General features: G+C 44.8%; 13 protein-coding genes. All 13 read right to left on the reverse strand.

Translation table 11 applies throughout. The annotated features are described in order from the left end of the window. Positions 1-127: 127 nt before the first annotated feature. The 13 genes from cysK to VEHSUH05_RS03535 all read right to left on the reverse strand — a co-directional run bounded on the left by cysK (position 128) and on the right by VEHSUH05_RS03535 (position 13503). Complete coding sequence (gene cysK, locus VEHSUH05_RS03475) at positions 128-1063, reverse strand: cysteine synthase A (RefSeq protein WP_038117152.1); 936 nt, start codon at positions 1061-1063, stop codon at positions 128-130. Between the two features lie 99 nt (positions 1064-1162). Continuing rightward, on the reverse strand, positions 1163-1612 hold the full coding sequence (locus VEHSUH05_RS03480; protein WP_038117155.1) for an RrF2 family transcriptional regulator: 450 nt from the start codon (positions 1610-1612) through the stop codon (positions 1163-1165). 337 nt (positions 1613-1949) lie between these two features. Next, the gene (gene ahpC / locus VEHSUH05_RS03485) at positions 1950-2513 is read right to left on the reverse strand and encodes an alkyl hydroperoxide reductase subunit C (RefSeq protein WP_038117157.1); all 564 of its coding nucleotides are present in this window, start codon (positions 2511-2513) and stop codon (positions 1950-1952) included. 220 nt (positions 2514-2733) lie between these two features. Continuing rightward, complete coding sequence (locus tag VEHSUH05_RS03490; protein ID WP_105090730.1) at positions 2734-4344, reverse strand: CTP synthase; 1611 nt, start codon at positions 4342-4344, stop codon at positions 2734-2736. Positions 4345-4359: 15 nt separating this feature from the next. Beyond that, the gene (gene argS, locus VEHSUH05_RS03495; protein WP_105090731.1) at positions 4360-6093 is read right to left on the reverse strand and encodes an arginine--tRNA ligase; all 1734 of its coding nucleotides are present in this window, start codon (positions 6091-6093) and stop codon (positions 4360-4362) included. Further along, positions 6059-6517 carry a YwiB family protein gene (locus tag VEHSUH05_RS03500; RefSeq protein WP_105090732.1) on the reverse strand — a complete coding sequence of 153 codons (459 nt, stop codon included), beginning with the start codon at positions 6515-6517 and terminating at the stop codon, positions 6059-6061. The genes argS and VEHSUH05_RS03500 overlap by 35 nt, the downstream gene beginning before the upstream one ends. Positions 6518-6569: 52 nt before the next feature. Then, positions 6570-6941, reverse strand: a complete 372-nt coding sequence (locus VEHSUH05_RS03505; protein ID WP_342748926.1) for a GIY-YIG nuclease family protein — start codon at positions 6939-6941, stop codon at positions 6570-6572. Next, a complete protein-coding gene (locus VEHSUH05_RS03510) occupies positions 6931-7575 on the reverse strand; it encodes a peptidylprolyl isomerase (protein WP_105090733.1) in 645 nt (214 codons plus the stop codon). Before VEHSUH05_RS03510 ends, VEHSUH05_RS03505 begins: the two co-directional genes overlap by 11 nt. Positions 7576-7806: 231 nt before the next feature. After that, positions 7807-8583 carry an HAD family hydrolase gene (locus VEHSUH05_RS03515; protein ID WP_054674303.1) on the reverse strand — a complete coding sequence of 259 codons (777 nt, stop codon included), beginning with the start codon at positions 8581-8583 and terminating at the stop codon, positions 7807-7809. Between the two features lie 8 nt (positions 8584-8591). After that, positions 8592-8828 carry a DUF1653 domain-containing protein gene (locus VEHSUH05_RS03520; protein WP_095066492.1) on the reverse strand — a complete coding sequence of 79 codons (237 nt, stop codon included), beginning with the start codon at positions 8826-8828 and terminating at the stop codon, positions 8592-8594. A gap of 68 nt (positions 8829-8896) precedes the next feature. After that, positions 8897-9970, reverse strand: coding sequence for an iron-containing alcohol dehydrogenase family protein (locus VEHSUH05_RS03525; RefSeq protein ID WP_105090734.1), 1074 nt, complete (start codon positions 9968-9970; stop codon positions 8897-8899). A gap of 95 nt (positions 9971-10065) precedes the next feature. Then, positions 10066-11403 carry a branched-chain amino acid transport system II carrier protein gene (gene brnQ, locus VEHSUH05_RS03530; RefSeq protein ID WP_038117174.1) on the reverse strand — a complete coding sequence of 446 codons (1338 nt, stop codon included), beginning with the start codon at positions 11401-11403 and terminating at the stop codon, positions 10066-10068. Between the two features lie 99 nt (positions 11404-11502). Further along, a complete protein-coding gene (locus tag VEHSUH05_RS03535) occupies positions 11503-13503 on the reverse strand; it encodes a molybdopterin-containing oxidoreductase family protein (protein ID WP_105090735.1) in 2001 nt (666 codons plus the stop codon). Positions 13504-13508: the final 5 nt, after the last annotated feature.

Consider the following 13508-nt stretch of genomic DNA (forward strand, 5'->3'; position numbering starts at 1 on the left):
ACCAGTTTTTACAAGCACTCAACGCATTGTAAAAATATATAAGTCTCGGGATATTATATTTTTCAGAAATTATACGTTTATACTTTCAAATTATTACGTTACCGGAAATATTATACGTCCGAGACCATTATGCTTCCGGGAACAAAGGTGTCGACAAATAGCGTTCCCCTGTATCAGGAAGGATCACCACGATGTTTTTACCTTTATTTTCCGGACGTTTGGCCAACTCTTGAGCCGCCCATAATGCAGCACCGGAGGAAATGCCAACCAATACGCCTTCGGTATGGCCAAACGCTTGAGCCGTTTTGAATGCATCATCATTCGCAACCTGAATAACTTCATCGTATATATGAGTATCCAATATGTCCGGAATGAAACCGGCGCCTAAGCCCTGAATTTTATGAGGGCCCGGTTTACCATTCGATAACACCGCGGAATCAGCCGGCTCTACGGCGACCACCTTGACGCCCGGGTTCTGTTCTTTCAAATAACGCCCCGCACCGGTCAATGTACCGCCTGTACCGACACCGGCTACATAGATATCGACAGCACCGTCTGTGTCCTGCCAAATTTCAGGACCCGTAGTTTTATAATGAACTGCAGGATTCGCCTGATTTACGAATTGACCCGCTTCAATCGCCCCCGCCGTAGCAGTTACGATTTCTTTAGCCTTAGCAATGGCGCCCTTCATGCCGAGTGATCCATCGGTCAATACCAGTTGAGCCCCATAGCCGAGCATCAATTTACGACGTTCAATGGACATTGTTTCCGGCATTACAATGACTACCTTATAGCCTAATGCGGCACCTACGGCGGATAAGCCTATACCGGTATTGCCGGATGTAGCCTCTACAATTGTACCGCCCGGCTGTAATTCACCGGACTCTACAGCCGCCTGAATAATAGCCGCCGCGATACGGTCTTTCACGGAGCCGCCGGGATTAAAATATTCCAGCTTGGCAAAAATGTTAGACTCCGCCCCGACTGTTTTACCAAAGCGCGTAGCCGCTAGCAACGGCGTTTTACCGATTAATTCTACAAAAGATTTTGCGATATTAGACATAGTAATCACTCCTTATCTGACGCTATGAACTATGTAACCATACTGGTCATGTTACGAAATATTACGAAATATTATGAATTTAAATTAGAACTTTCTAAGCTAAATAGAGCCATCCCAGTTATCGTATTTAGTATCGAGTTTAGCGTAAGTCCCATCAATTACATCTTGAAGCGTTACACTGCCCAAATAATCGTGAATGTAGTTTTGCAACCCGGCCCAGAATCCAACGGTCCGCTCATTGATAACAGCATCGGTAGAAACCCCTTCATCAAGAGTGGAGATAATCGCCATGGATTCCTCTGTGGCGAGTAGAATCTCGATTATGGTGTACTCCTCCGGGGCTTTGGATAGTCGATAACCGCCGTATTTCCCACGAATACTATCCACTAAATCAGCCGCCACTAATCGGGCTACAATGCCTTCCAGATATTTCTCGGATATGCCTTGACGCTCTGCAACGGATCGTAAGGACACGGGCTTCTCCTGCCCCTGCTCCGCCAAATCGATGAGTACCATCAACGCATATCGGCCTTTTGTGGAAATTCTCATATATTTTGCCTTTCTTTGTAAAAGCCAAGACGCTCTAATATATTTAAAATGTAATTCCTATCTACACTTTTAAAAACCTTGTATATTACTAGGAATTAATTTTATTATAAAATAACTGAATAAAAATTGCAAGAACTTATATAACACAAAAGGACCGACCCGAAGGCCAGTCCTTTTGCGTATAGTTTGTAGTTTGTTATATGAGGTTTACCATGATGAATTGGAGAGGGTTCATCAGGTTATTGGGACTTACCGGAATCGATAGGGATACGATCCGCGCCCGTAATATCATTTGAGGAGTTGTCTAAATGGTCTAGATAAAAGGTATATGAGGTAATTAAATTTTACCTACAAGATCAAGACCCGGTTTTAACGTTTCTTTACCCGGTTTCCAACGTGCTGGACACACTTGGTCACCATGTTTAGCTACGAATTGAGCCGCTTGTACTTTACGTACCAATTCTTCAGCGGAACGGCCGATACCCATGTCATGGATTTCAGCAGTACGGATGATACCTTCCGGATCCACAACGAATGTACCGCGATACGCCATAGCGGATTCAGGATCAAATACATCAAAGAAATCAGCTAATTCATGTTTCTTATCAGCCAACATGTAATACTCGATTTTATTGATGCTTGGAGAAGCATCGGACCATGCTTTGTGAACGAATTCGGAGTCAGTGGATACGGAGTATACTTCGCAACCCAATTCTTTCAATTCCGCATAGGAGTCTTGTACGTCTTCCAATTCAGTTGGACAAACAAATGTAAAGTCCGCTGGATAAAATACGAATACAGACCATTTACCCAATACATCTGCAGTGCTTACCTTTACCAATTCAGGTTTTTTGAAAGCATCAAGTGTAAACTCAGGAAGTTTTTTACCGATAATAGACATGATGTCCTCCTTGTATAAATTCCATTTTTAGTTAACATATTTACATTGATGTACTTATCATCAAATCTATATCTATCTTTGTCTATATAATAACAAAAATCATTTAATATTGCAAGCATTATTTTTAAATTTATCGATATATTTTTCTGTAACAGTTTTGACCGCCAAAAAGAAGGCAGATGCTCATTTCTGAGCATCTGCCTTCTTTTTCTTATCATTATCATTTTTTAAGTTCCAGAATTGCATCTACAAAGCCACGGAATAGCGGATGTGCATTGTTCGGACGTGATTTAAGTTCCGGATGAGCTTGCGTCGCCACAAAAAACGGATGATCCTTTACTTCGATACTTTCCACCAAGCGGCCGTCCGGAGATGTACCGGAAATGACAAGCCCTGCATCTGTCAATTGTTGACGGTATTCATTATTGAACTCATAACGATGGCGATGACGTTCATAGATCAAGTCCTTGCCGTACACTTCATGAGCTTTTGTGCCCGGTTCCACCTTACATGGATAGATACCGAGACGCATGGTGCCGCCTTTTTTATCTACGTCAACCTGGTCGCTCATCAAGTCGATAACTTTATACTTTGCATGTTCATCGAATTCGCTGGAGGTTGCACCTTCCATACCGCATACGTTGCGGGCGAATTCCATAACAGCCGATTGCATACCGAGACAAAGGCCCAAGTATGGAATCTTGTTTTCCCGTGCATACTGAATGGTACGGATTTTGCCTTCCACACCGCGAGAACCGAAGCCGCCCGGAACGATAATCCCTTCTACCCCTTCAAATACGTCTGCAGGATTTACAGATGTGTCGTCCAACTCCTCGGAGTCAATCCATCGGATATTCACCTTTGTATCGGCCGCAATACCCGCATGGTCCAACGCCTCTACAACGGAAAGATACGCATCGTGTAATGCCACGTATTTGCCGACAATGGCAACGGTGATATTCTTGCTAGGGTTCAAAATTTTATGAACCATGTCCTTCCATGCTTCCATGTCACAAGGACGGTCTTCAAGATCAAGCTTCTTGATAACGATTTCATCAAGGCCCTGATCCTGCATCATCAACGGTACTTCATAAATGGAGTTACACGTCTGATTTTCAATAACCGCTTCCTGTTCCACATCACAGAATAAAGCAAGTTTTTCCTTCATTTCATCGGAAATATGTTTTTCACTGCGACATACCAAGATATCCGGTTGAATACCGATACTGCGCAATTCTTTTACGCTGTGCTGTGTAGGTTTTGTTTTCAATTCACCTGCGGCATTGATATATGGCACCAAGGTTACGTGAATATACAGTACATCATTGCGATCTACCTCTTTTTTCACCTGACGGATGGCTTCCATAAAAGGCAAACTTTCAATATCACCTACGGTACCGCCGATTTCAGTAATAACCACATCGGCATTATCCTCTTTACCTACGCGGTACACACTTTGCTTGATTTCATTTGTAATATGAGGAATAACCTGAACCGTACTGCCCAAATAGTCCCCTTTACGTTCTTTATTGATGACAGACCAATATACCTTACCGGCAGTAATATTGGAACGTTTGCTGAGATTGATATCAATAAAACGTTCATAGTGCCCCAAATCAAGATCCGTTTCAGCGCCGTCATCGGTTACGAATACCTCGCCATGTTGATAAGGGCTCATCGTACCCGGATCGATATTAATGTAAGGATCAAACTTTTGAATCGTCACATTAAATCCGCGATTTTTGAGCAAACGACCTAAAGATGCCGCCGTAATCCCTTTACCAAGAGAAGAAACAACGCCGCCAGTTACGAAAATATACTTAGTTGCCATGATGCCTCCCACCTATTACATTTTTTCCGGAGCGGAAATACCTAAAATCCCCAAGCCTTGACGAAGAACGAGGGCAATCGCCGTAATGAGTCCAAGACGAGCTTGTTGTAATGCCGGATCAACGCCAATAATACGCCCTTGACGATAGAACGAATGGAACATGCTCGCCAAATCATAAAGATAACGGGCAATGCGATGCGGTGCACGATGTGCCGCCGATTGTACAACCTCTTCCGGATATTCAGCTAACTTTTTAATTAACTCTAATTCCATTTCACTTGTAAGCGTTGTGAAATCAGTTTGATTATAATCACCAAATGCAATACCGGCTTCACGCACCTGATTATAAATGCTGTGAATACGCGCATGAGCATATTGGATATAATACACAGGATTATCATTGCTGCGAGATTTCGCCAAGTTAATATCGAAATCGAGTTGGCTATCGAGAGAACGCATCAAGAAGAAATAACGAGATGCATCGACACCGACCTCGTCAATCAATTCATCCAATGTAACGCTGTCGCCGCTGCGTTTGGAGAGCTTTACGAGTTCCCCGTCACGATATAAGGCAACCATCTGTAACAACAGAATCGTCAATTTATCAGGATCAAAATCAAAAGCGGCCATAGCCGCTTTCACACGAGCCACATAGCCATGATGATCGGCACCCCATATATTAATCATCTCATTAAAACCGCGCTCGTATTTATTACGATGATATGCGATATCCGCCGCCAAATACGTAGGAACGCCGTTATCACGAATAACCACGCGGTCCTTATCATCACCATAATCCGTGGATTTCAACCATAAAGCGCCATCCTGTTCATAAATAGCGCCGAGATTTTTTAACTGGTCTACAGCATATTGAATTTCATTAGTTTCATGCAAGGTGCGTTCACTGAACCAATTATCGAAGGTTACGCGGAAATCTTTCAACGTCGCTTCTAAGCGGGCCAATTTTTCTTTGAGCCCCGCCTCTTTGAACAACGCAATACGATCGGCCTCACTCATCGCATTTAACGTATCATAGCCCTCTCTATCGGCAATAGCCTTCGCCGTTTCAATAATATCGGGACCACGATAACCGTTTTCAGGGAACACGAGCGCCCCTTCCGGAACGTCGAACTCCGGCATAGAGCCGTCTTCATTGCGCTTAGGCGGGAACAGCAAGGTAGCCCCCTGCAGCTCTTGAAAGCGATATTCAATGGAAATCGCCATATTATCGATCTGATTACCCGCATCATTGATATAGTACTCAGACTGCACATTATAACCGGCCGCACGCAACAGATTAACCAAAGCACTGCCATATGCCGCACCGCGACCATGACCTACGTGCAACGGGCCTGTCGGATTCGCACTCACATATTCCACCTGAATTGTATCTCGTGCGCGTAAAGGCTGCATACCATACGTTTCGCCCGCATTCAAGATGGCTTTCAACGTATCGTATACCATATCGGATTTCAAGAAAAAGTTGATGAACCCTGCCCCGGCCACCTCTGCACGATCGAGCCAGTCAAAATTCATATGGCTAATCAAAGCCTCCGCAATAGCACGGGGGTTTTGACGAGCGACGCGCGCCGATTGCATGGCGATATTGGTGGAAAAATCACCGAACTCTTTTTGAGGTGGCACTTCGAGAACGATTTCCGGATAATCTCCGGCCGGTAGTGCACCGCTGTCAATCGTATCTTGTAACGCCTGCTCAATCCCCGATTTCAGGATTTCCTTCATGTCCATGCTCTGTATCCTCCCGCACGTCTATATCTAACTGATTATAAAACTGCCATTCACCTTCAACGGAAATATCATAGCCAAGATGAACATGACCGCTGCCATCGTGAAAGTCCACTGTTAATTCATGGGTGTTAACAGCCATATGCAGATCACCATATGGCGTTTCATAAATAGATTCTCGCTCTTCACCACGAATGTATTCATGACGCATATTCACCGCTCCCGTTCTAAGGAGCACGATGGAGTCATCATAAATTTTAATCGTCGTCTTTACCCCGTCCATGCCGGTCACGCTTGATTCTTCATAACGTACATACTGTACATTACCCTTTTCGTGCCACGTACCGGGCGAGATCAATTCAACCACGGTATCCTTGCCATCCATATCTCGTTGTACGCTCTTTACGGACACCAGAACCCGCTTCATATCTCAACCTCCAAGGTGGTAATTAACTAATATATTATATCATAACTACAGATTAATTTGTATCTTTTAAGAGTCTCAACTTCTGCGTCTTCGACATCCGTTTAATGGCGTATTCCCTACGTTGTGCCGCCCGTTTCTCGTGAAAGCTTTCCGCATACACCAACTGTACAGGACGACGTCCACGGGTATACTTCGCACCGCCCGGAACGATGCCGTTATGCGCCTCCATACGATGTTTTAAATCCGACGTCCATCCGCAATACAAGGAGTCATCCACACATTTCACGATATACGCAAAATGTAAACCCGACCCCATCAAACTCTCCCCGGACAGCAGAGCCTCACAATCAACGACGTCGCCGCAGGTCGAAATGCATTCCGATTTCTCATCATCAACCGCGGACCGAAGCTTCTCACTTGCCATTCTTTGCATCATCAGTAATCGGTTCCAAGGAGATGGAGTTGATTACCACCGGTTGTACCGGTTTATCTTTACCGTCCGTTTTAACCTTACCGATTTTTTCCACTACGTCCATGCCTTGCACAACAGTGCCGAAAATGGTGTGCTTATTATCAAGCCAATCCGTAGGTCCTAACGTGATAAAGAACTGAGAACCGCCCGTGTTCGGGCCTCTGTTAGCCATGGCGAGAACGCCCATTTTATTGAAGTGCAAATCGTTGGAAAACTCATCAGGAATCGTATATCCTGGGCCACCTGCACCGGTACCCTCAGGATCGCCGCCCTGAATCATAAAGCCTTCGATAACGCGATGAAATGTAACGCCGTTATAAAAGCCCTTCTTCACGAGATAGTCGAAATTCTTTACCGTAATCGGCGCCTTAGAGCCTAACAGACGGACCTTAAACTGTCCGTAATTCGTATCAAACACGGCATATTCATCGGCAATCGGCGTATTGCTGAAATTCGGCATTTTTACGGTATCGGCCTGCACTGTATTTCCTTGGGGCTGACTTGTCCCGCTCTGACTACCACAAGCGGTAGTACCCAATACGGCAATTCCCAACATGGCGCATAATGCCAAACGTTTCCAGTTCATAGCGTCTCCTTTTGCATTAAACCGTCGCACAACATGCAACCAGTTCTTTTATACTAAAATTTATTATAAATCGATGTTCACATAGAAAAGCCGCTCAACCCGTGAGCGGCTCTTTTTTAGTATATCATGTTTTCAGGAAAAAATGGTTTAAATAAATATTAAATTTATCGTTTTGCTAAATCCGTATAGACCATTGCATTTTTCGCCTATCCAGCAATTTACTTCAAATTATCAGTCAATCCATTTAAAATGCTTGCACGCGTTATAAATCCCGTCCTTATCACAATCCGTAGTAATGTAATCAGCCTTTTCTTTCAACTCCGGTCGTGCATTTCCCATAGCGATATTAAGCCATTCAGGTCTAAACATGGACAAATCATTATAACCGTCACCAAACACGACAGCCTGGTTCGGCTTCATGCCGAAATAATCAAGCATTTTACGAATCCCTAATGCCTTTTCCATCGGCTCGTAAAGAACACAGCCGTCGCCGTAGCGAATGAGCTTATGCGTCATATGCTCAATGTCCTTCGCCTCTTCTTCGCCTTCTTTAAAAAACACGTAAATCTTATAAAATTCATCTACACTGTGGAAATCAAAATCAGGATCCACCGTCGTTTTAAATACATCCCAGTCGGGATGCCAATCGAGGATTTCCTTATAGGGCGTAATACGTCCTAATTTATTACGGTCCGTAACAGCCCAGGGAATATGGTGAGATTCCAAATATTCCAAATACTTGACACATGCCTCACGGTCCATACCGATCATGGATACAAGTTCATTATTTACGGTAATGCTGTGACCGCCGTCCGCTACAAAATTAGTTAGTCCCGCCCTTTCCGCAAAGCGTTTGGCATCTACCTGGATACGCCCCGTCGCCAATGCTACCTGATGCCCGCGACGTTGAAGTTCATCTAAACAATATTGCGCACTGTCCGGTATATTGCCTTCCGGCCATACCGCCAACGTGTTATCGATATCGAAAAAGAAAAATTTCTGTTCCACAGGCCCTCCTAATCACGTCCGCTCATCAATTTAAAGCGTTCCCGCTGCTCCACTTCAGGATATTTTTCACGGTCCACATCACTCAAAAACATCTCAAGGGGACGCACATACATATCTCGTTCATCATACAGTTTCTGATATACTACAAGCTTTTCACCCGTTTCAGAATGCGTTGCCACATCCAGCACATAGTAATACATGCCCTTAAAATGTCGATATAAACCGCCTTTTACAATATCTCTCATCATTAACCTCATTATTATATAGCAATATTATATAGCATATAGCAATGTGACAACTCAGCCTAAAATCATTATGATAACGACTCTATATATTCGATGGCATCTTTCAACATGTCTCTCGTAATTTCATACGGCGATATTACTATATCGCGAACGGACACGGCCTTTTCAACAACCTGCGGAATATGTGATTCATCAAGATCCAGCTGTGAAAGCTTCGTCGGCCATCCGATAGCTTTATAAACGGGCAACCATCGTTTCAATTCATCCAGCTGCTTATCCACCGCAAACAAGATCAAAAGGCCAAAGGCCACCATTTCTCCATGTAAATGATGTTTTTCCGTTCTTTCATTCGTAGCGCAGCCATAACAGATCGCATGAGCGATGTTGCTGTTATAGTCACCTGGCATACAGCCGGATACGATGCCCGTCGTGAAGATAACGGTCATCACCATCATATCAAAGGCTTCACTGCGGCGATGCGCCTCATTGTCCTTATAAGCCTGTAATCCATGTTCCAAAATCGGTTCGCTACACATGGACGAAAGTGTAAGCCCTAATTGCGTGTTATATACCTGCTCACGGTTTCGTGCCGACATAAGTGTTTCATAGTGCTTAGCGATGGTGTCCCCCATACCGGCCCAAAGATAACGGCTCGGTGCATTCACCAAAATATCCGCATCTATAAAACAATGCACAGGCGGATGATTCACAAAGGCTACGTCATCAAAGTTATGGTCTGCCGTATATACCGCAACAGCCTCCGACGTAGCCGCACAGGTAGCAGCGATGGTAGGAACCGTAAAGAACGGTTTATCATCAAGTTCAATTGCCACCAGCTTCACCGTATCGATAGCCTTACCGCCGCCGACAGCAAAGAGAAAATCCGCTGCTTTCACCGAAGGCATTTCGGAGATTTCCTTGCTTCTCTGAAACGTGCATTCGCCGCCGAATAAAATGACATCAAGAATCTTGATTCCGGCAGTCTTAAAAGCCGACTCCAAATGCGGTAACGCTGCAGATAATGCCTTTTCACCGCCGATAACCGCCACCGTGGATCCATAACGTTTTGTAAATTGAGAGATCAACGAAAATACTTCGTGACCGCCAAAACTGTAACTGGGTAAACAATGAGTACTACGCATAATGTTCTCCTTTCAAATGTCTTTCTACAGATTAATTATAAAAATTCCTCTATCCGAAATCAATGGATAGAGGAATTTTATTTATCGCTATGAGATTACGCTTTCACAGAATCACTCACTAAACCCTTGTGAATAAGACCTACGATAAAACCGAGAACTGCAAAGCTCACCCAGCCCATGCCGACCGATTGGAACGGAATATATTGAGTAAACAGATTTTCCAAGAAACCCGGTGCAATACCTGCCGTTTCGAGGCCGCTCATGAGGGCCGAAATCATGGTGAAAGCCATCGTCCATGCATAGATACAACGACGGCCGCCGAATACATTATGACCAAGCGCCAGGAAGATAATTACTATCGTCAACGGATATAGCAGCATCAAAACCGGGATAGCCGCACTGATGATGGTTTTCAAACCGAACATACTGAACGCAAAGGCGGCTACGGAAAAGATAACTACATATAGTTTATAACTAATCTTCGGAGTCAGCTTGTGGAAATACGTTCCGCAGGACGTGATCAATCCGATGCTCGTGCTGAGGCACGCCAAAAGAACGATAATTGCCAATACGATTTCACCGAAATCTCCGAATAGATACTGGGAGCTGACGGACAATACAGGGGCACCCGTATCGAACAGACCGAAGCGTTCCACGCTGGTAGCGCCGATATTGGCGATAAAGATGTATACCACGCCGAGTAATGCTACGGCAATAGCCCCTACTTCCATCACGGTTTTCGTAATGACGTCGCGAGAAGTAGCACCGCTGAGACGCACAAAGTCGATAACAAGAATGGCGAACACCACCGATGCAAGAGCATCCATCGTGTTGTAACCGTCAAGGAAACCCTGCAATACCGCTGTCGGTGCATCACCATAAGCCGGTTGCGGCACACTATAGCCGCCAAGAGGCGTGATAAATGATTTTACAATCAGCAGCAAAATAACAAGAAGCAATGCAGGGGTCAAAATATTACCGATACGGTTAACCAATTTTTGAGGACTGATGGACAACCATAAAGATAATCCAAAGAAAATAGCTAAAAAAATAGGCTCCATATTCATGTTCAAGCCTTCTGTAAAAGGCTTGATTGCAATTTCATAAGCAACCGTGCCCGTACGAGGTATAGCAAACATCGGTCCGATGCTCAAGTAAAGAGCAACCGTATATAGCAGTCCGTAAATCGGATGTACACGGCCCGCTAATTCCTCTACATCCTTGCAACCGGAGTAACCCATGGCCACAACACCTAGGAGCGGCAACCCTACACCGGTCAATACAAAGCCGAGCAAAGCCCAGCCTACATTATCACCGGCGTGCTGACCGAGCGCCGCCGGGAAAATCAAATTGCCTGCTCCGAAGAACAACGCAAATAACATCATGCCTATAGCCCAATACGCTCGGGTAGACAGATTACCTGTTCCATCCATAAAAATTGTACCCCCTTTAGGTTGTATATAATAATACTTTATATTATATACAATTAAAGGGGTGATACACAATATAAAATCCAATATCCATGTACACAACTATTTCTTGCGTATAAAAACCTGTACATCATAAAATGTGCTGCCCCAGCCTTCATCAGTCGGACGATCGGCAGTCAATACATTAATACCGGACTCAGGGTCGCTACATTGAGATTGCCACCACACGCCGAGGGTCACCAACGTACCGCGTTGCACATCTTCATCGCAATAAGCTTTAATCTTGACGGAGCCGCGCTGATTATAAATTTCCACCTCATCGCCGTCATCGATACCATAGTCCGTTGCATCATCAGGATGAATCCGCAACTTCATCAACTCCTGATCATCAAATTCAAGCTCGCAGAAGCTGGAGTCAAGAATTCGTATATCATTGCCGATAATGAGCCAGAACGGTGCATCATCACCATATGGGGGCTTATATCGGATTAGAGGCTCCATATCATTCGGATTGTATAATTCAATTTTACCTGACGGCGTTTTAAAATCGAGCTTATAATTATCGGGCACCGTCATTTCTACGGGCTCCCCGTCAAGAATACGATTCTGATCTTTCACCGATACGCGGTCCGACGTCCGCACGATGCGCTCAATCAGTTCCCGTTCCGTGAAAGCAAAAAAATCATCATCTAATCCCATACGACGGGCCAGTTCCGAGATGACCTGCCAATTGGAGCGGGACTCGCCGACCGGATCAATCGCTTTATAGCCGGTACCGATTGTGTAATGTCCGTACGAATTATAAATATCATTGTGTTCAACCGATGACGTGGCCGGCAAAATAACATCAGCGTATTTACAGGTATCCGTAAAGAACCGCTCATGAACGACAGTAAACAAATCATCCCGCATGAGCCCTCGACGCACTACATTCTGATCCGGCAATGTAATAGCCGGATTTGACGAAAATATATAAAGGCTGTGTACCGGTGTTCCTTCCGGTTCCGTCAACATTGAACCAAGTTTGATCATCGGCATGAGCCGTTTCGACGGAGCATTAACTTGCGGTTGCTGCATTACCTGTTTTCCCACAAACTTACTGCCGCTGGCACTGGATAGAAGACCACCTCCTAAATGTTGCCACGCTCCAACAACAGCCGGCAGTGCATTAATAATCCGGCAGGTCATACAGCCATTCCCGTATCTCGACAATCCGCTGCCGAGACGAATAAACGGCGCCCGCGCCTTAGCATACGCATGCGCCAACTCCGTCATTCTCTCTACGGATACACCGCAGATTTCAGAGGCCCTTTCAGGGGTGAAATCTTTCAATACCTTATCGACCAGATCCGGATATCCCTGTACATATCGCTCAATAAATGTCGTATCATCAAGCCCATCGCGATGAATGATGTGCATCATGCCCAATGCCAGTGCCCCGTCCGTGCCCGGCTTCACATATACACATTCATGAGCCTGACTGAAGGTATATGTCTTATGCGTATCAATAATCCATACACGAGCACCGTTCTTCTTCGCCACGTTCACATCGTGCAGAATATGAACGTCCGTAGCCGACGCATTAATGCCCCACAATATAATAAGATCACTATGTTGTGCCTCTTGAGGTTTGATCGCTAATGTATCACCATAAACGGAACGGAATCCGGCCTGCTTTGCGGGTGAACAGATGCCTCTGTCCTGGTCCGTGGCACCGATTCGACGGAAAAAATAATCTGCCGCAGCACTTTGAACAATCCCCATTGTACCCGCATAGGAATATCGCAATATGCTTTCACTGCCGTAAGTCTCAATAGTCTGTTCAAAATTATCCGCAATCATGGATAAGGCCTCATCCCAGGATATGCGTACATATTGATCCTCACCGATTCCCTTCTTCCCGATGCGTTTCATTGGATATCGAAGGCGTAACGGCGAATGAATCGTCCGCTCGTAATGAATCATCTTCGGACACAAGGTGCCTCTTGTAAAAGCATGATCCTTATCACCTCGCACGGATATCACCTTATCTTCTTCCACAGACAAGATAAGGCCACATGCATCGGGGCAGTCATAAGGGCATACGGATTTATATTCTTTCATAATAA

Source organism: Veillonella denticariosi JCM 15641 (assembly GCF_002959855.1).
Lineage (GTDB): Bacteria > Bacillota > Negativicutes > Veillonellales > Veillonellaceae > Veillonella > Veillonella denticariosi.

Coding starts and splice junctions, on each gene's coding strand:
- VEHSUH05_RS03525 (WP_105090734.1), bottom strand. CDS start 9,970: ATGCGTAGTACTCATTGTTTACCCAGTTACAGTTTTGGCGGTCACGAA.
- VEHSUH05_RS03480 (WP_038117155.1), bottom strand. CDS start 1,612: ATGAGAATTTCCACAAAAGGCCGATATGCGTTGATGGTACTCATCGAT.
- ahpC (WP_038117157.1), bottom strand. CDS start 2,513: ATGTCTATTATCGGTAAAAAACTTCCTGAGTTTACACTTGATGCTTTC.
- VEHSUH05_RS03505 (WP_342748926.1), bottom strand. CDS start 6,941: ATGGCAAGTGAGAAGCTTCGGTCCGCGGTTGATGATGAGAAATCGGAA.
- brnQ (WP_038117174.1), bottom strand. CDS start 11,403: ATGGATGGAACAGGTAATCTGTCTACCCGAGCGTATTGGGCTATAGGC.
- VEHSUH05_RS03500 (WP_105090732.1), bottom strand. CDS start 6,517: ATGAAGCGGGTTCTGGTGTCCGTAAAGAGCGTACAACGAGATATGGAT.
- VEHSUH05_RS03490 (WP_105090730.1), bottom strand. CDS start 4,344: ATGGCAACTAAGTATATTTTCGTAACTGGCGGCGTTGTTTCTTCTCTT.
- argS (WP_105090731.1), bottom strand. CDS start 6,093: ATGGACATGAAGGAAATCCTGAAATCGGGGATTGAGCAGGCGTTACAA.
- VEHSUH05_RS03535 (WP_105090735.1), bottom strand. CDS start 13,503: ATGAAAGAATATAAATCCGTATGCCCTTATGACTGCCCCGATGCATGT.
- VEHSUH05_RS03510 (WP_105090733.1), bottom strand. CDS start 7,575: ATGAACTGGAAACGTTTGGCATTATGCGCCATGTTGGGAATTGCCGTA.
- VEHSUH05_RS03520 (WP_095066492.1), bottom strand. CDS start 8,828: ATGAGAGATATTGTAAAAGGCGGTTTATATCGACATTTTAAGGGCATG.
- cysK (WP_038117152.1), bottom strand. CDS start 1,063: ATGTCTAATATCGCAAAATCTTTTGTAGAATTAATCGGTAAAACGCCG.